This window comes from Streptomyces naganishii JCM 4654 (assembly GCF_014650575.1).
GTDB lineage: Bacteria > Actinomycetota > Actinomycetes > Streptomycetales > Streptomycetaceae > Streptomyces > Streptomyces naganishii.
In genome coordinates this window covers 112452-128748 of record NZ_BMVF01000014.1, presented here as the reverse complement: position 1 = coordinate 128748, position 16297 = coordinate 112452, and the positions used below count along the sequence as shown (strand labels likewise).

The 16297-nt window shown below is 73.7% G+C and carries 12 protein-coding genes; 5 read left to right on the top strand and 7 right to left on the bottom strand.

Annotated features, from left to right (window positions below):
• The first annotated feature begins 5 nt into the window (after window positions 1–5).
• Both IE217_RS24365 and IE217_RS24360 read left to right on the top strand, forming a co-directional pair.
• Window positions 6–3179: an FAD-binding and (Fe-S)-binding domain-containing protein gene (locus IE217_RS24365; protein ID WP_190180062.1), complete on the top strand. Its 3174-nt coding sequence runs from the start codon at window positions 6–8 to the stop codon at window positions 3177–3179.
• 201 nt (window positions 3180–3380) lie between these two features.
• Entirely contained in the window at window positions 3381–4073 is a 693-nt protein-coding gene (locus IE217_RS24360; RefSeq protein ID WP_190180061.1) for an adenosylcobinamide amidohydrolase, read from the top strand.
• A 6-nt stretch (window positions 4074–4079) separates the two neighbouring features.
• Here the strand turns inward: IE217_RS24360 and IE217_RS24355 are convergent, their stop codons facing one another.
• Window positions 4080–5558: a glutamate-cysteine ligase family protein gene (locus IE217_RS24355; protein WP_190180060.1), complete on the bottom strand. Its 1479-nt coding sequence runs from the start codon at window positions 5556–5558 to the stop codon at window positions 4080–4082.
• A 185-nt stretch (window positions 5559–5743) separates the two neighbouring features.
• Here IE217_RS24355 and IE217_RS24350 point away from each other — a divergent pair, with 185 nt between their 5' ends.
• Window positions 5744–6892, top strand: coding sequence for a PP2C family protein-serine/threonine phosphatase (locus IE217_RS24350; RefSeq protein ID WP_190180131.1), 1149 nt, complete (start codon window positions 5744–5746; stop codon window positions 6890–6892).
• An 83-nt stretch (window positions 6893–6975) separates the two neighbouring features.
• Here IE217_RS24350 and IE217_RS24345 read toward each other — a convergent pair whose 3' ends face one another.
• A complete protein-coding gene (locus IE217_RS24345; RefSeq protein ID WP_190180059.1) occupies window positions 6976–7509 on the bottom strand; it encodes a GNAT family N-acetyltransferase in 534 nt (177 codons plus the stop codon).
• Between the two features lie 110 nt (window positions 7510–7619).
• Between IE217_RS24345 and IE217_RS24340 the strand changes: the two genes are divergently transcribed.
• Together IE217_RS24340 and IE217_RS24335 are read left to right on the top strand one after the other, a co-directional pair.
• Complete coding sequence (locus IE217_RS24340) at window positions 7620–8117, top strand: MarR family winged helix-turn-helix transcriptional regulator (protein ID WP_308432764.1); 498 nt, start codon at window positions 7620–7622, stop codon at window positions 8115–8117.
• Window positions 8114–10462 (top strand): MFS transporter, encoded by a 2349-nt coding sequence (locus tag IE217_RS24335; RefSeq protein ID WP_190180058.1) that lies wholly within the window; start codon window positions 8114–8116, stop codon window positions 10460–10462. The genes IE217_RS24340 and IE217_RS24335 overlap by 4 nt, the downstream gene beginning before the upstream one ends.
• Here the strand turns inward: IE217_RS24335 and IE217_RS24330 are convergent.
• From IE217_RS24330 to IE217_RS24310, 5 genes are read right to left on the bottom strand one after another with little or no spacing between them, the layout of a single operon-like run.
• Window positions 10450–11556, bottom strand: coding sequence for a histidinol-phosphate transaminase (locus IE217_RS24330; protein WP_190180057.1), 1107 nt, complete (start codon window positions 11554–11556; stop codon window positions 10450–10452). The two genes, IE217_RS24335 and IE217_RS24330, sit on opposite strands and share 13 nt — an antisense overlap.
• A 3-nt stretch (window positions 11557–11559) precedes the next feature.
• A complete protein-coding gene (locus IE217_RS24325) occupies window positions 11560–12579 on the bottom strand; it encodes a 3-oxoacyl-ACP synthase III family protein (protein WP_190180056.1) in 1020 nt (339 codons plus the stop codon).
• Window positions 12576–13232, bottom strand: a complete 657-nt coding sequence (locus tag IE217_RS24320) for an SRPBCC family protein (protein WP_190180055.1) — start codon at window positions 13230–13232, stop codon at window positions 12576–12578. The genes IE217_RS24325 and IE217_RS24320 overlap by 4 nt, the downstream gene beginning before the upstream one ends.
• On the bottom strand, window positions 13201–15000 hold the full coding sequence (locus tag IE217_RS24315; RefSeq protein ID WP_190180054.1) for a thiamine pyrophosphate-binding protein: 1800 nt from the start codon (window positions 14998–15000) through the stop codon (window positions 13201–13203). Before IE217_RS24315 ends, IE217_RS24320 begins: the two co-directional genes overlap by 32 nt.
• On the bottom strand, window positions 14997–16013 hold the full coding sequence (locus IE217_RS24310; protein ID WP_229865571.1) for a GlxA family transcriptional regulator: 1017 nt from the start codon (window positions 16011–16013) through the stop codon (window positions 14997–14999). The genes IE217_RS24315 and IE217_RS24310 overlap by 4 nt, the downstream gene beginning before the upstream one ends.
• Window positions 16014–16297: the final 284 nt, after the last annotated feature.

The following is a 16297-nucleotide window of genomic DNA, read 5'->3' as shown; positions in this document are numbered from 1 at the left end:
AACCGATGGCGAAGGCAACACACCGGACGGCGACGCGCGAGGTACCGGCCAAGACGCACCTGGAGATCCCCGGTGCGCCGCGCGCCCGGCAGACCGTCGACGTGGGCAGGCTGGAGCGGGCCCTGCGCAAGGCGGTCGACGGCGAGGTCCGCTTCGACGCCGGCTCGCTCGGCCTGTACGCCCAGGACGCCTCCAACTTCCGGCAGGTCCCGATCGGCGTCGTCGTACCGCGCACCCTCGACGACGTCGTCGCCGTCCACCGCGTCTGCCACGACTTCGGCGCGCCCGTGCTCAACCGCGGCGGCGGCACCAGCCTGTCCGGCGAGACGGTCAACGAGGCGGTGGTCATCGACCACTCCAAGTACCTCACCGCCATCGGGGAGATCGACACCGAACGCCGCCTGGTCACCTGCGAGCCGGGCGTCATCAACGAGGAACTCAACCGCCACACCGGCCCATACGGCCTGGTGTTCGGGCCGGACCCGTCCTCCCACTCCCGGTGCGTCATCGGCGGCAACATCGGCAACAACTCCTGCGGCATCCACTCCGTGCAGTCCCAGCTGTACGGCCCCGGCCCGCGCACCAGCGACAACGTGCACGCCCTGGAGGTCGTCACCTACGACGGCGCCCGCTTCTGGGTCGGCGTGAACGAGGAGGAGCGGCTCGACGACATCATCGCCGCGGGCGGCCGCAAGGGCGAGATCTACGCCGCACTGCGCGACCTGCGCGACAAGTACGCCGACGCCATCCGGGCCGGCTTCCACTCGGTGGAGGAGGTGCCACGCCGGGTCTCCGGCTACAACCTCGACGAACTCCTGCCCGAGCGCGGCTTCAACGTCGCCCGCGCCCTGGTCGGCACCGAGAGCACCTGCGCCACCGCCCTGCGGGCCGTCCTCATGCTCACCCCGGCCCTGCTCGAGCGCACCACCGTGGTCGTGGAGTACGAGGACCTGGCCGCGGCCGCCGAGCACTGCACGGAGATCATCGAGAAGTTCCGGCCCATCGGCCTGGAGGGCCTGGACCACCAGCTCATCCAGGACCAGCAGCTCAAGAACATGAACGTCGAGGACATCAAGGAGCTGCCGCACCCCCAGGGCGGCGGCTGGCTCGTCGTCCAGTTCGGAGCCGACAGCGCCGAGGAGTCCGTCGCCCAGGCCGACCGCTTCCGCGCGTGGCTGACCGGCGAGAAGGGCTACGCCCCCGACCGCATCCGGATGGCCAAGAGCGAGCAGGAGGGCGGCACCAGCGAGCACCTGTGGGCCATCCGCGAGAGCGGCCTCGGCTCGACCGCGTTCCCGCCCGACGGCCAGGACCACTGGCCCGGCTGGGAGGACTCCGCCGTCCCGCCCGACCGGATCGGCGAGTACGTGCGCAAGCTGCGCGACGTCATGGCACGGCACGGCATCACCGGCGCCATGTACGGCCACTTCGGCCAGGGCTGCATCCACTGCCGGCTCAGCTTCGACCTGCGCACCGCCGAAGGCATCGCCACCTATCGGGCGTTCATGGAGGACGCCGGCGACCTGGTCGCCTCGATGGGCGGCTCGATCTCCGGCGAGCACGGCGACGGGCAGCAGCGCGCGGAGCTCCTGGTGAAGCAGTACGGGCCCGAACTGCTCCAGGCCATGCGCGAGTTCAAGGCCATCTGGGACCCCCAGTGGAAGATGAACCCGGGCAAGGTCGTCGACGCCTACCGGATGGACGAGAACCTCAAGCTCGGCACCGACTACAACCCGCCCCGCCCCCCGGTGAAGTTCGCCTACCAGGAGGACGGCGGCGACTTCGCGCACGCCACCGTGCGCTGCGTGGGCGTCGGCAAGTGCCGTGTCCCGCGCGCCGACAACACCATGTGCCCCAGCTACCAGGTGACCCGGGAGGAGAAGCACTCCACCCGGGGCCGGGCGCGGCTGCTGTACGAGATGCTCAAGGGCGACGTCATCACCGACGGCTGGCAGTCCGAGGAGGTCAAGGACGCCCTCGACCTCTGCCTGGCCTGCAAGGGCTGCACCAGCGACTGCCCGGTCAGCGTCGACATGCCCACCTACAAGGCGGAGTTCCTCTACCACCACTACAAGTCGCCCAGCCGCAGGCGCCCTCGCCACGCCTACGCCTTCGGCTTCATCGACCAGGCCGCCCGCATCGCCTCACGCATGCCCGGCCTGGTCAACCTCGCCACCCAGACGCCGGGCCTGTCCCACCTGGCCAAGTGGGCGGCCGGCATCGACCGCCGCCGCCCGCTGCCCCGGTTCGCGCCGATGACGCTCCAGGAGTGGTTCGCCCGGCGCGGCGGCACCGCCAACCCCGGCGGCCGGCCCGTCGTACTGTTCCCCGACACCTTCAACAACCACTTCCACACCGGCGTCGGCGTCGCCTGCGTCGAGGCGATCGAGGCGGCCGGCTGGCAGGTCGTCATGCCCGGGGGGCACATCTGCTGCGGCCGCCCCCTGTACGACTACGGCTTCCTGGACACCGCCGAACGCTATCTGCACCACGTGCTGGACACCCTGCGCCCCCACATCCGCTCGGGCACCCCGATCGTCGGCATGGAACCCAGCTGCCTGGCCGTCTTCAAGGACGAACTGCCGAAGCTGCTGCCCCACGACGACGACGCCAGGCGGCTGACCCGCAACGCCTACCACTTCGCGGAGTTCTTCCAGACCTTCGGCATCCAGCCGCCCCGGCTCGAGGGCAAGGCCCTGCTGTGGGGCCACTGCCACCAGCGCGCCACCGGCGGCATGGACCCCGATCAGCGACTGCTGGAGAACATGGGCCTGGAAGTGGACAACCTCAAGGGCGGCTGCTGCGGCCTCGCCGGATCCTGGGGCTTCGAGTCGGGCAAGTACGGCATCTCCATGGACTGCGGCGAACAGGCCCTGCTGCCCGCCGTCCGCGAGGCCGGCCCGGACCGCGCGGTGGTCGCCGACGGGTTCTCCTGCAAGACGCAGATCGAGCACGCCGGCACCGGACGCAGGGCCCTGCACGCGGCCGAACTGATGAAACTCGCCCGGGAACAGGGCGTGCGCAGCACCGCCGACCTCCCCGAGCGCGCCGCGACGCCCCGGCCGCGCCCGCCCCTGCGCGAACGCGCCCTGCGGGCCTCGGCGGCCGCCGCCGTGGCCGCGTCCCTGACCGCGCTCGGCTACCGGGCGGTGCGCCGCACGACGGACCACTGCCGCTGAGCGGGGGCGACGAGCGCGCCCCGGCGGCCGGGGCGGTCCGGACGGCGGGCGCGGACCTGGACGGCGGGCGAGCGGGACGGCGGTCCCGGGTGGCGGTTTTCCGGGCGGTGGGTGAACGGGGCGGCGGGTCCCGGGCGGCGGGCGGGCGTACGGCTGGTTCTACGATCGGCCGGTACGCCCGCCACGCAAGGAGCCCCACCGGTGACCTCCGTCGTCCCGCCGCCCCGCACCGCCACCCGTGTCCTGACGGTGCGGCGCCTGACCCGCACCGAGGACGGCGAGCGGCTGCACGCCCTGCTGTGGCCGGCCGGACCAGGGTGGCGGATGATCAGCAGCGCCGTCCTCGGCGGCGGCGTCGGCGAGCGGTCCTGGGTCCTCAACGCCCAGGTCTCGCACGGCTACCGGCGCACCGACCCCGACGCGCACCTGGCCGCACTGGCCCGCGAGGCGGGCGTACGGGGAGCCGGCGTGGGGCTGATGACCGCGGCCGACGTGGACGGGTACGCGCACGCCGGCGACGGCGGCGCGGAGGCCGTGGCCACGGCCGGCCTCGGGGTCCGCGGCTGGGCCGCCGTGCCCGGGGAGGGCGGCGACCGGCCGCCCGCGCCCGGCACGATCAACATCGTCGCCGCGCTGCCCGTGGCGCTGACGGACGCGGCCCTGGTGAACGCCGTGACCACCGCCACCGAGGCCAAGGTGCAGGCGCTGCTGGACGCCGGCTACGACTGCTCCGGCACCCCCACCGACGCCGTGTGCGTCGCCGCCCGCACCCCGCGCGCGGGCGAGGAGGTGCACGCCTTCGCCGGGCCCAGGTCCCTGTGGGGCGCCCGGCTCGCCCGCGCGGTCCACAGCGCCGTGCACCGCGCCGCGGCCCGGTGCGCCGGCCCGGCGTGAGGCCGCTCAGTCGACGGGCCAGGTGTGCACCGGCGCGTTGAGGTGCATGTAGTCCATGTACTGCCGCGTCATGCGCCGCAGCGCCTCGTGCCGCCCGCTGTGGGTGGCCGAGTCGATGTGGTGGAACATCTCCTTCTGCCACACGGCTCCGTTGCGCGCGGTGACGCACCGCTGCTCGATGACGCCGAGCAGCGGCTCCCGCCAGGCGTCGTCCATGCCGGAGTGCTCCAGGCCCCGGTGCGCCAGCGGCAGCAGCCGCCGCAGCACCAGTTCGGTCACCGGGACCTCGCCCATGCCGGGCCAGTACAGGCGTGCCTCGATGCCCTGCCGTGCCGCCGTGTGCAGGTTCTCCTCGGCGGCCGAGAAGGACATCCGCGACCACACCGGCCGGTCCTCCTCCACCAGCGCCCGGGTGAGCCCGTAGTAGAAGGCGCCGTTGGCGAGCGTGTCGGCGACGGTGGGACCGGCGGGCAGCACGCGGTTCTCCACCCGCAGGTGCGGCTTGTCGTGCGCGATGGCGTAGACCGGGCGGTTCCAGCGGTAGATGGTGCCGTTGTGCAGGGTCAGCTCGCCCAGCTCGGGCACGTCCCCGCGGTCCAGCGTCTCGCCCGGGTCCTGCTCGTCGCACAGCGGGAGCAGGGCAGGGAAGTAGCGCAGGTTCTCCTCGAAGAGGTCGAAGACGCTGTTGATCCACCGCTCCCCGAACCACACCCGGGGCCGCACCCCCTGCACCTTGATCTCCTGCGGGCGGGTGTCGGTGGCCTGCTCGAACAGCGGGATGCGCGTCTCGTGCCACAGCTCCTTGCCGAACAGGAACGGCGAGTTGGCCGCCAGGGCGACCTGGATCCCGGCGATCGCTCGCGCCGCGTTCCAGTACCCGGCGAACTCCTCGGGCGAGACCTGGAGGTGGAACTGGGTGCTGGTGCACGCCGCCTCCGGCGTGATGGTGTCCGCGTAGGTCCGCAGCCGGTCCACGCCGTCCACCTCGATGTGCAGGTCCTCGCCGCGGGCCGCGAACACCTGGTCGTTGAGCAGGCGGTAGCGAGGGTTCTCCGACAGGGTGCCCCCGTGCACGTCCTCCTGCCGCAGCGTGGGCAGGATGCCGACGACGACCATGTGCGCGCCGACCGAGCCGGCGCGCTGCTCGGCGTGGTTCAGCGCATCGCGGATCTCCGACTCCCAGGCGTCGGGGCCGCCCGCGGTCAGCCGCCGGGGCGGAATGTTGATCTCCAGGTTGAACCGGCCCAGTTCGGTCGACCAGGCCGGGTCCGCGATCGCATCCAGTACGTCGACGTTGCGCATGACCGGCTCGGCGTCGTCGTCGACCAGGTTCAGCTCGATCTCCAGCCCCACCTGGGGCCGCTCCGACTCGAACCGCGACTCGCGCAGCATCTGCGCCAACGCGTCCAGGCACTCCTGCATCTTGATGCGGTACCGGCGGCGGTCCTCACGGGTGAAGACCAGCGCCGGGACGTCCCGTCCCATCGGCCCTCCCGGTTCCCCTCCTCGGCACACCTGACCACTCAAGCGTCGCACCACCGGCCCACCCCGACCAGGCGGGACGGCGCGGCGCCGAGGCGGGGGCGTACGCCACCCGGCCCTGTTTCTGGCACGTCGCGTGGGCAGGGGGCAGAGTGGAAGGCGTGGAGGTCAGAAGCAGCCTGGCCGGGATGCGCCAGCCGTGGCAGTCGAGTCACGCGCTGCTGGCCATCCCGGTGGCCTTGATCGTGGTGATCACGGTGGTGGACCAGCTGGTCCCGGCCGACATCCACCTCGGTCCGCTGCTGGTCGTGGCGCCCGCGATCACCGTCTCGTTCGCCGGGCCCTGGCTGACCGGGCTGGTCGGCCTGCTGGCCGTGGGCGCGCAGGCGTACATCGGATGGCACTTCGGCGTGCTGCTCTCCCGCAACGTGGTGGTGCAGGTGCTCGCCCTGGCGGTGCTGTCGGCGCTGGCTGTCTTCTACTGCGTGGTGCGTGAGCGGCGCCGGCGCCAGCTGGACCAGGTGCGCGCCGTCGCCGAGGCCGCGCAGCACGTGCTGCTGTGGCCGCTGCCGGAGCAGATCGGCCCCCTGACCATCGCCTGCCTGTACCTGGCGGCGGAGGACGAGGCGCAGATCGGCGGCGACCTGTACGCCGCGACCGCCACCGGCACCGGCGTACGCGTCATGATCGGGGACGTGCGCGGCAAGGGACTCGCGGCCATCGGCGAGGCCGCGCTGATCATCGGGGCCTTCCGAGAGGCCGCCCACCGGCACGCCACCCTGCCGGAACTGGCCGTCTCCCTCGAAGAGAGCGTCGCCCGCAACCTCCCGCACCTGGAGTCGCCCGACGACCCCGGGGAGCGGTTCGCCACCGTGCTCCTCGTGGAGATCCCGGACGACGACAACATCACGCGGATCCTCAGCTGCGGCCACCCCCCGCCCCTGCTGCTGCGCCCCTCCAGCGCGGTCACCATCCCCGTGCACCCGGCCGCCCCGCTCGGCATCCAGGGGCCGCAGCCCGCCGACTACACCCTCGACGTGTTCTCCTTCGAGCCCGGAGACACCCTGCTGCTCTACACCGACGGCGTCATCGAGGCGCGCGACGCGGGCGGGGGGTTCTTCCCCTTCGCGGAGCGCGCCGCCCAGTGGGCCGGGTCGAGCCCCGAGGAACTCCTGCACCACATCCGCCGCGACCTGCTCGCCCATGTCGGAGGGCGACTCAACGACGACGCCGCGCTCATCGCCCTCTCCCGTGCGCCGGAGCCCCATCAGCACCGGCACCGGCGCGGGCTGCACACCGGGCGCCTGGTCCACGGGCCGGGAGGCGCCCAGCGTTGAGGGGGCGCCTCGGTGAGGGGCGCCTCGCGGTGAGGGGGCGCGCCCGATGCGACCCGGCGGTGGGACGGTAAGGCCCCGCCGTCTCACAGGCCGCCGACGTGCCAGGTGCCCTCCACGACGCCCTGCTCCCATCGGGCCCGTAGCCGTCCGGCGTCCAGGCGCCGCAGGAGCCGCCGGGCCCGGCCGTTGCCGGCCTCCACGGAGAAGTGGACGTCCCGGACCCCCGCGGCACGGGCCCAGGCGGGCACGGCCGCGACCAGCCGCGTGCCGATGCCCGTGCCCTGCCGGGCGTCCTCCACGAGCAGCGCCATCTCGGCCACGGGTGCGCCCGGGGAGGGGCGCAGCAGTTCCAGGCAGCCCACCGCCCGGCGGCCCTCGGCGGCGAGGAGGACCGTGCCCGAGCCGCCGAGCAGGGTGGAGCGGATCCCGTCCAGCAGGTCGGCGTGCCGGGTGCCGCCGTGCGTACGGTCCCGGACGGCGGCGGCGGAGCAGCGCCCGACCATGCGGCCCAGCTCGCCCAGATCGCCTGGTCCGGCCGGCCGCACCGTGGCCGGGGCCTGTCCGGTGTCCGTGCCGGTGACGGGCATCACCCGTGGCCCCTTCATGACAGCTGTCATAGGCCGAGCCTCCGTCATGACCACTGTCATAGTCAAGGCGTTCGCGGTCCGCGAGCGTCCTTACCCGGATTTGATAGGCGACCTATATAGGCGCGTGATACGAAGGAAAGGTGGATCAGTCGAACAGCGCCGACGGCGCGCAGGGCACCGCCCACGCACTGGCCGAAGTGGCCTCCGCCGTGGTCAGGGCCCTGACGGACCGGCGCGGGATGAGCTTCACGACCGCCGCCACCCTGGCCCGTCTCGAACGCGAGGGCCCCGCCCGCCTCACCGCGCTCGCCACCGCCGAGGGCGTCGCCCAGCCGTCGATGACCCAGCTGGTGCAGCGACTGGAGGCCCAGGGCCTGGCCGAGAGGATCGGGGACCCCGCCGACGGCCGGGTCACCCTGGTCGCCATCACCGACGCCGGCCGGGACGTGCTCGCCGAGCGCCGCAGGGCACGCGACGTCCGCCTCGCCGGCCTGCTGGCCACCCTGTCCGACGAGGAGCAGCGGACCCTCGGCGCGGCGGCGCGCACCGCGCTGCCGCTCGTACGGCGCATGCTCGAGGACGACGGCGTACGGCCGCGCCCGCTGCCCGCACAGCACCACACCGGGAGCAGGCGATGACCACCGGGCAGACCGGCCGCACGGGCCCCGCCGCGACCGCCGGCAACGGACCGGACGCCTCCGGGCACCGGTCGTGGATGGGCGTCGACCACCCCCGCTACAAGTGGGTGGCGCTGACCAACACCACGGTGGGCATGCTGCTCGCCACCATCAACAGCTCCATCGTCCTGATCTCGCTGCCGGGCATCTTCACCGGCATCCGCCTCGACCCGCTCCGGCCCGCCAACGTCAGCTACCTGCTGTGGATGCTGATGGGCTACATGCTCGTCACCGCGGTTCTGGTGGTGGCGCTCGGCCGGCTCGGCGACATGAAGGGCCGGGTCCGGATCTACAACGCCGGCTTCCTCATCTTCACGCTCACCTCGGTCGTGCTGTCCCTCGACCCCTTCCACGGCGCGAGCGGGGCCCTGTGGCTGATCGGCTGGCGCATCGTGCAGGCCGTCGGCGGATCGATGCTCATGGCCAACTCGGCCGCCATCCTCACCGACGCCTTCCCCGCCCGGCAGCGCGGCATGGCACTCGGCGTCAACATGGTGGCGGGCATCGCCGGTTCCTTCCTCGGCCTGGTGCTGGGCGGAGTGCTCGTCACCTGGAACTGGCGCTCCGTGTTCTGGGTCAACGTGCCCATCGGCCTCGTCGGCACCCTGTGGGCGTACAAGTCGCTGCACGAGACGGGGGTGCGCAGGCCCGGGCGGATGGACTGGTGGGGCAACGTCACCTTCGCCGCCGGACTGACCGCGCTGCTCGCCGCCATCACCTACGGCATCCAGCCCTACGGCGGCCACACCATGGGCTGGACCAACCCGTGGGTGATCGCGGGGCTCGCCGGCGGTGTGGCGCTGCTGGCCGCCTTCTGCGTGGTGGAGATGAAGGTCCCCGAGCCGATGTTCCCGCTGCGCCTGTTCCGCAACGCCGCCTTCGCCGGCGGCAACGCGGCCACGCTCCTGGGCGCGGTGGCGCGCGGCGGGCTGCAGTTCATGCTCATCATCTGGCTCCAGGGCATCTGGCTCCCGCTGCACGGCTACGACTACGCGGACACCCCGCTGTGGGCCGGTATCTACATGCTCCCGCTGACCACCGGGTTCCTGCTCGCCGGACCCATATCCGGGGCGCTGTCCGACAAGTTCGGGGCGCGGCTGTTCGCCGCCTCCGGCTTCGTCGTGATGGCCGCGTCCTTCGCCGGACTGCTCGTGCTGTCCAGCGACTTCGACTACTGGACGTTCGCCGCCCTGATCTTCCTCAACGGCCTCGGCGGCGGCCTGTTCGCGGCGCCGAACACCTCGATCATCATGTCCAGCGTGCCCGCCGACGCCCGGGGCGCGGCCTCCGGCATGCGGGCCACGTTCCAGAACGCCGGCATGGTGCTGTCCATGGGCGTCTTCTTCTCGCTCATGGTGGCCGGGCTCTCCGGCAGCCTCCCGCACACGCTCAGCTCCGGACTGACCGCCCAGGGCGTGCCCGCGGACGCCGCCCGCACCGTCGCCGGGCTGCCGCCGGTCGGCGTCCTGTTCGCCGCCTTCCTCGGGTACAACCCGATCCAGCACCTGCTCGGCCCGGCCATCCTCCACCACCTCTCGCCGGGCGCCGCCGCCCATCTGACCGGCCGCGAGTTCTTCCCGCACCTGATCTCGCAGCCGTTCCACCACGGGCTCGTCGTGGTGTTCTCCCTGGCCATCGCGATGTCCCTCGCCGCTGCCGCGGCCTCACTGATCCGCGGACGCACCGGTGTGCCGGCCGCGACGGCGTCACCCGGCGCACCGCCCGGCACCACTCCCGCACCGCCTCCGGCAGAGCCTTCCGCGGCGCCGCCCGACGGGGTGCGCGGCCGCGTGGTCGACGGGGCCGGGCGGCCGGTCGCGCACGCCGTCCTCACCCTCGTCGACGGTCACGGCCACCAGCGCGCCCTCGCCCGGTCGGACGAGGACGGCGGCTACGCGCTCACCGGGCCCGGGCCGGGACCCGGCACGTACACCCTGGTCGTGTCGGCGCAGGGACACGCGCCCCAGGCCGTGCGCTTCACCACGGGCCCCGGACCGGTCCTCCCGGACATCACCCTGGCGGGTGGGAACGGTACGGGCCCGGCCGCGAACGGGGCGGTGCGCGGCACCGTACGTCACGAGCGCACCGGCCGCCCCCTCCCCGGCGTCCACGTCACGCTGCTGGACGACCGCGGTGACGTGGTCGCCCGCGCCCGGACCGGCCCGGACGGCGTCTACACCGTCCGGGACCTGGCGCCGGGCGCCTACACGGTCGTGGCCGCGGGCCACCCGCCGGTGACCACCGACGTGACCCTCGGCGACGGAGCGGCGCACCGGGCGGACCTGGACCTCGGTCACACGAGCTGACGGTCACCGGCGTGCCCACGGTCACCGGCGTGCCCACGGTCACCGGCGTGTGACAGGGCGGCGCCGTGTGACAGGGCGGCGAGCACGGCGTCGTTCGCCGCCCGGCCGCCCACCGTCAGCCGTACGCCCTCACCGGGGTAGTGCCGTGCCTGCACTCCGGCCGCGGCCAGCGCGGCGGCGGCCCGGTCGACGGGATCGGGCGCCGCCAGCCATACGGAGTTGGCGTGTCCCGCGCCCACCCGCCAGCCCAGCCCGGCGAGTTCGTCCCGCAGCCGGTCGCGCTCGGCGACGATCCTTTCCACGCGCGCCCGCAGTTCGTCACCGGCCCGCAGCGAGGCCCGGACCGCCGCCGTCGCCACCGCGTTGACCCCGAAGGGCAGTTGCTGCTCGCGGATCCGCGCCACCAGTTCCGCGCCGCCGAGCCCGTAGCCCACGCGCAGGGCGGCCAGGCCGTACGCCTTGGAGAAGGTCCGCAGCACCAGCAGGTTGGGATGGGCGGCCGACAGGGCGATCACGTCGGGCAGTCGCACGCCGCGCGCGAACTCGACGTAGGCCTCGTCGAGCACCACGATGACGTGCCGGGGGACCCGGTGCAGGAACTCCCGCAGCGCGCCGGGCGGGACCAGGCTCCCGGTGGGGTTGTGCGGGCTGCACAGCACCACCACGCGCGTGCGCTGGTCGATCGCCGCGAGCAGGCCGTCGAGGTCCTGGTGCCCGTCCGCCGTCAGGGGTACGGGCACGGAGCGGGCGCCGGTCATGCGGGCCAGCAGGGGATAGGCGTCGAAGGTGCGCCAGGCGTGGACCACCGTGTCGCCGGGCCCGGCGGCCGCCCGCAGCAACTGCAGGGCCACGCCCACCGAACCGCTGCCCACTGCGACCTGCTCCGGGCCCACCCCGCACCAGGCGGCGACCGCCTCGGTGAGGTCGTCCGGGTAGAACTGCGGGTAGCGGTGGGCCCGGGCGGCGGCGCGGCGCATCGCCCCGCGCACCGACCGCAGCGGCGGGTACGGACTCTCGTTCAGCGCCAGCCGGTGCAGCACGGGTGTCTCCACCGGCGGTACGGGCGTGTCCACGGGCCGTGCGGGTGTCTCCATCGCTCATCCCCGCCCGCCGTGCCAGCGGACGGCGGCCGCGCCGGCGAAGTCGCCCGCGTGCGCGAACCCCGCCAGCACCACCAGGTCCCCGTCCGCCACCTGCCCCGAGCGGACAGCGTGGTCCAGGGTGACGGGGATGGCCGCGCCGAACAGGTTCCCGCACCGGTCGAAGGTGTCCGGGTGGCGCTCGGCGGGCAGTTGCAGAGCCTCGCGCCAGTTGCGCAGGAACGTGCGGTTGGGCTGGTTGGTGACGAGCGCGCCGATGTCGCCGGGTGGCACGCCGAGCCGTTCGCACACCGCCGAGACCACCTCGGGGACCAGCCGGTTCCCGCGGGCCAGCACCTTGGCCACGCTGGCGTCGGTGAACCCGATGCGCAGCTGGGAGGTGCCCGGCTCCCAGTACTTGCGGCCGTCGTCGACCGCCACGGTCATGTCACCGGCGTACTGGCCGAGGTGCCGGGTCTCCAGGTCCAGGACCGGTGACTTTGCCGAGGTGGTCACGTACCCCACACCGCAGCCGTCGCCGGGGATCGCCGCCTGCGCGAGCCGGCGCACCTCGGACTGGGTGAACCACTGGCCGGCGGCGCTCTGCGCGTTGCAGATCAGCGCCGTCCGCGCGTCGGTGGTGGTGAGGATCTGCCGGGCCAGCTTCAGCATGTACACGAAGGAGGCGCAGCCGGCGTTGGCCACGTCGACCAGCCACTCCGGGTTCGCGCCGAGCCGGCGGGCCACCTCGGTGCCGGCGCCGACGAACGGCAGGTCCGGCAGCTGACTGTGCACCAGCAGCACGTCCACGCCCCGGACGGCGTCCCGGCCGTGCCGCTCGACGAGCGGCTGCACCGCCCGTTCGATCATGTCCGCGTTGCTCTCGTCGGGCGCCACGTGATGGCGCGCGGGCGGCACCTTGAACATGGGGCTGTCGCGCAGTTTGTCCTCGGCGCCCGGGTAGCCGGTGTAGAACTCGGCGGGGACGGGCTCGCCGGGGAGGTAGCTCGCGACGTCGGTGAGGCTGACCGTGGTCACCGCGTCACCGCCCGAGCCGGCGGGACGCCGATGGGCAGGCCGTTGCGGTGCCGGTGTTCCAGGATCGCCTTGAGGTTGTTCATCTCCACCGTGTGGCCGGCGTAGAACAGGTCCCAGTAGTCGCCGACCCAGGGCCGGTCGGGGCGCGGCGCGAGGCCGGGGTGCGGGTTGTCGTCGTAGTACGGGTGACGGCAGTTGGTCCAGGTGACGACGGAGCCGGGCCGGTCGAGGACGAGGGACGCGGGCACGACCCGCATCAGGTAGATCATCCACAGCTTCTCGCCCTGGTCCCAGGAGCAGTGGTAGTCCACGGTCATGGCCTCGGGGTTGGCGCTCACCCGGCAGTAGATCTCGGTGTCGTCCTCGAGCCGGTCGCGTCCCACCCACAGCCCCGGGGTGCCGGACGGCGCGAAGTCCCGCAGGCTGCACGTCCACTCCTCCAGGTGGTGGCCCTGGCGCAGGTAGTCGTAGACCTGTTCCGGCGGGCAGTCGATGTGCTCGTGGATCGTGCAGTACCGCCCGTAGACCTGGTCGTGCGGGTAGACGGCGTGGGTCAGCTCCACGCAGTGGGCGGTCAGCGCCTCCCTGCCGGGGTCCTCGATCCTCAGCAGACCGGGGATGTCAGCCAGTGCGGACGACGGCTGCTCGCTCATACGAACTCTCCTTGCTCTCGGACGGACGGGTCGCCAAGGGGCGGAAGGGAAGGAACGGGGGTGTCTCGTACGGGTCGCAGTCCAGCGCGACGAACGCCGGACCGCCGCCCGCGTCGCCGCGCAGCAGCGCCTCGCGCAGCTCGCCCGCGTCCGCGGCGCCCGTGGCGCGCAGGGAGGGGAACGCGGCGGCCACCCCGGCGGCGAGGTCGGTGCGGGCGAACAGGTCGTCGCCGCGCCCGGCGCCCTGGAAGAGCTCCTCGCGCAGGGAGCACATGGCGTGGGCGTTGTTGTTGAAGACGACGAACGTCACGGGAGCGCAGTGCTCCACGGCGGTGTGCACTTCCATCCCGTGCATGAAGAAGGAGCCGTCGCCGGCGAGGACGTAGGTGCGCCGTCCGGTGGCGAGGGCGGCGCCGATGCCGGCGCCGAAGGTGTAGCCCATGCCGCCCATGCCGACCGCCACGACGAAACGGCCGCGGCGGGGGGCCGGCAGGAGGTGGATCGCGCTGGCGCCCGCGTTGCCGGCGTCCACGAAGACGTGCGCGTCGTCGGGCAGCGCCGCCTCGACGGCGGCGACCGCCTCGGCGTACGGGATCGTACGTCCCCGGACCCGCGGCGCGGGGTCCGCCGGGGGAGTGGGGAGCGGGCCGGTGTGCGGCGGGCAGGGGCGCGGGCCGGCCGGGAGGAGGCCGGTGACCGCCCGCAGTGCCTGCTTCAGGCCGCCCAGCAGCGTGGTGGCCGCGACGAACGGCGGTTCGGGTCCGAGGCAGACGACGTCCGTGCCGGCCAGCGCCTCGTCGAGACCGCCACTCGCCAGCGTCGGCAGCCGGGTGCCGGCGAGCAGGCACACCTCGGCCCGCCGCAGGCAGTCCTCGACGTTGGCGTGGCCCATCACCCCGGCCACGCCCGCGAACCTGGGATCGTGGTTGTCGAACACGTCCTTGGCGTCCGGGGTCACGGCCACCCAGGCGCCCAGCCGCCCTGCCAGCTCGGCCAGTTCGGCGCGGGCGTCCGCGGCGGCGACCTCCGCGCCGGCGATCACCAGCACGCGCCCGGAGCTCCGGCGCAGCACGTCCAGCACGGCGCGGAGCGCGGCACCGTCGAGCGCGGCGCCGTCGAACGGGGGGTCCGCCGCGGGCGGTACCGCGCCGTCGAGCGGCGGACCGGCCACGGGCGGCGCGGGCCGGCCGGGCGGGCGGCGGGGGACCCGTAATCGCGTCTGCTGCACGTCCTTGGGCAGCAGCAGCACCGCCGGCCCCCGCGGATGCGTACGGGCCGCCGTCAGCGCCCGGTGCAGCAGGCCGGGCAGCGCCTCCGCGTCGTCCACCCGGGCGCAGAACCGCGAGACGGGCGCGAACACCTCCCGCGCGTCCAGCGAGCCCGCCCTGCCGCTGGAGTCCTGGAACGCGCCCCGCCCCTCCTGACCGGTCGGCGGCTGGCCCACCAGGGCCAGCAGCGGCACCTGTGAGGCGTACGCCTCGGCCAGTCCCGGTACGAGGTTCATCGCACCGCCGCCCGAGGTGGCGGCGACGACGCCCGTGCGGCGGGTGGTGCGGGCGTAGCCGTCGGCCATGGTGACCGCGGAGAACTCGTGCTTGGCGACCACCGCGCGCACCGCGCCACCGCGGTGCAGGGCGTCGTAGAGGTCCTCGATGTTCGCGCCGCCCACCCCGAACACATGGGTGACGCCGGCCCCGGCCAGTTCGGCGGCCAGGTGGTCGACGAGGCGCACGGCGCCCGCCGCGGATCCGTCCGAGGGGCTCGTCATAAGAGGGTCCTTTCCGTCTCGTGGTGCCGGTCGACGAGACCGGCCGGCGAGAGCATCTGGAAGCGGTGCCGGTACTCCTTGGGCGTCAGGCCCAGGGACCGCCCGAAGGAGCGGAAGAAGGTCTCCGGGGCGGCGAAACCGCAGCGGCGCGCTATCTGGCCGATCGGCAGGTCGGTGGTCTCCAGCAGCTCGCGGGCCCGCGCGATACGGCTGCGCTCCACGTACTGGCCCGGCGTCGTGCCCACCTCGCGGCGGAACACCCGGGCGAAGTTGCGCACGCTCATGCTGGCCCGCTCGGCGAGTTCGGCCACGGGCAGCGGGCGGTGCAGATTGCCGAGCACCCACTCCTGGGCGGCCCTGACCGGCGGATGGTCGGCGAGCTGCGCGTCGAGGACGGCGCTGAACTGGGCCTGCCCGCCGTGCCGTTTGAGGAACAGCACCAGGAACCGGGCGGTGCTGAGCGCGAGTTCGGACCCGTGGTCGGCCTCCACCAGGGCCAGCGCCATGTCGATACCGGTCGAGACGCCCGCCGACGTCACGTAGGGGCCGTCCCACACGAAGATCGGGTCGGCGTCCACCGTGACTCCCGGATAACGGCCCGCCATCGCCTCGCAGTACGCCCAGTGCGTGGTCGCGCGTCTGCCGTCGAGCAGGCCGGCCTCGGCCAGCAGGAAGGACCCGCCGCACACCGAGGCCACCCGGCGGGAACGGGCGGCGGCCCGGCCGATCCACGCGACCAGCTCCCGGTCCTCCAGCGCGCTGCGCAGACTCCAGCCGCCGGGCACCAGGAGCGTGTCGATGGGACCCTGCCCCGCCGCCAGCGGCGAGGCCTCCACGATCACGCCCGAACTCGTCCGCACCAACGGCGCGTCGGCCGACACGAAGTCGACCCGGTACCGGACGCCCGAGGGGGCGAGCAGCCGGTTGGCGGTGTCGAACACCTCGATGGGACCGGTGATGTCCAGGGCCAGCGCCCCGGCGTACACCACCACAACAACACGTCGCTCCAACACGGTCACAGCCTGTATCGGGCGTCGCACTGGCTGCAATGACAGATTACTGACGGATCCGGCCAGCCCACCGCCGCCTCACCCCCCGCCGGGCCTCCGGCCAGGGGATTCGAACGCACGGGCCACGAGGGGCGGGTGAGGCACCTCACAGCGCGCAGCGGCCCGAACCGCCCCGGCCACCGCGCCGGACGAGCGTGCGCCACGGCGGAGGCGGCGGCCATGACGCGGGCGCGAGCCGCCGGCGGTTCAGGCCCGCGTCGAGGACGAGCCGCTGAGTCAGCGGGCGC

What these genes read in the sequence shown, in the direction of transcription:
- IE217_RS24365 (WP_190180062.1), top strand. Translation starts at nt 6, where the DNA reads ATGGCGAAGGCAACACACCGGACGGCGACGCGCGAGGTACCGGCCAAG.
- IE217_RS24355 (WP_190180060.1), bottom strand. Translation starts at nt 5,558, where the DNA reads ATGGGACGGGACGTCCCGGCGCTGGTCTTCACCCGTGAGGACCGCCGC.
- IE217_RS24350 (WP_190180131.1), top strand. Translation starts at nt 5,744, where the DNA reads ATGCGCCAGCCGTGGCAGTCGAGTCACGCGCTGCTGGCCATCCCGGTG.
- IE217_RS24345 (WP_190180059.1), bottom strand. Translation starts at nt 7,509, where the DNA reads ATGACAGCTGTCATGAAGGGGCCACGGGTGATGCCCGTCACCGGCACG.
- IE217_RS24335 (WP_190180058.1), top strand. Translation starts at nt 8,114, where the DNA reads ATGACCACCGGGCAGACCGGCCGCACGGGCCCCGCCGCGACCGCCGGC.
- IE217_RS24330 (WP_190180057.1), bottom strand. Translation starts at nt 11,556, where the DNA reads ATGGAGACACCCGCACGGCCCGTGGACACGCCCGTACCGCCGGTGGAG.
- IE217_RS24320 (WP_190180055.1), bottom strand. Translation starts at nt 13,232, where the DNA reads ATGAGCGAGCAGCCGTCGTCCGCACTGGCTGACATCCCCGGTCTGCTG.
- IE217_RS24315 (WP_190180054.1), bottom strand. Translation starts at nt 15,000, where the DNA reads ATGACGAGCCCCTCGGACGGATCCGCGGCGGGCGCCGTGCGCCTCGTC.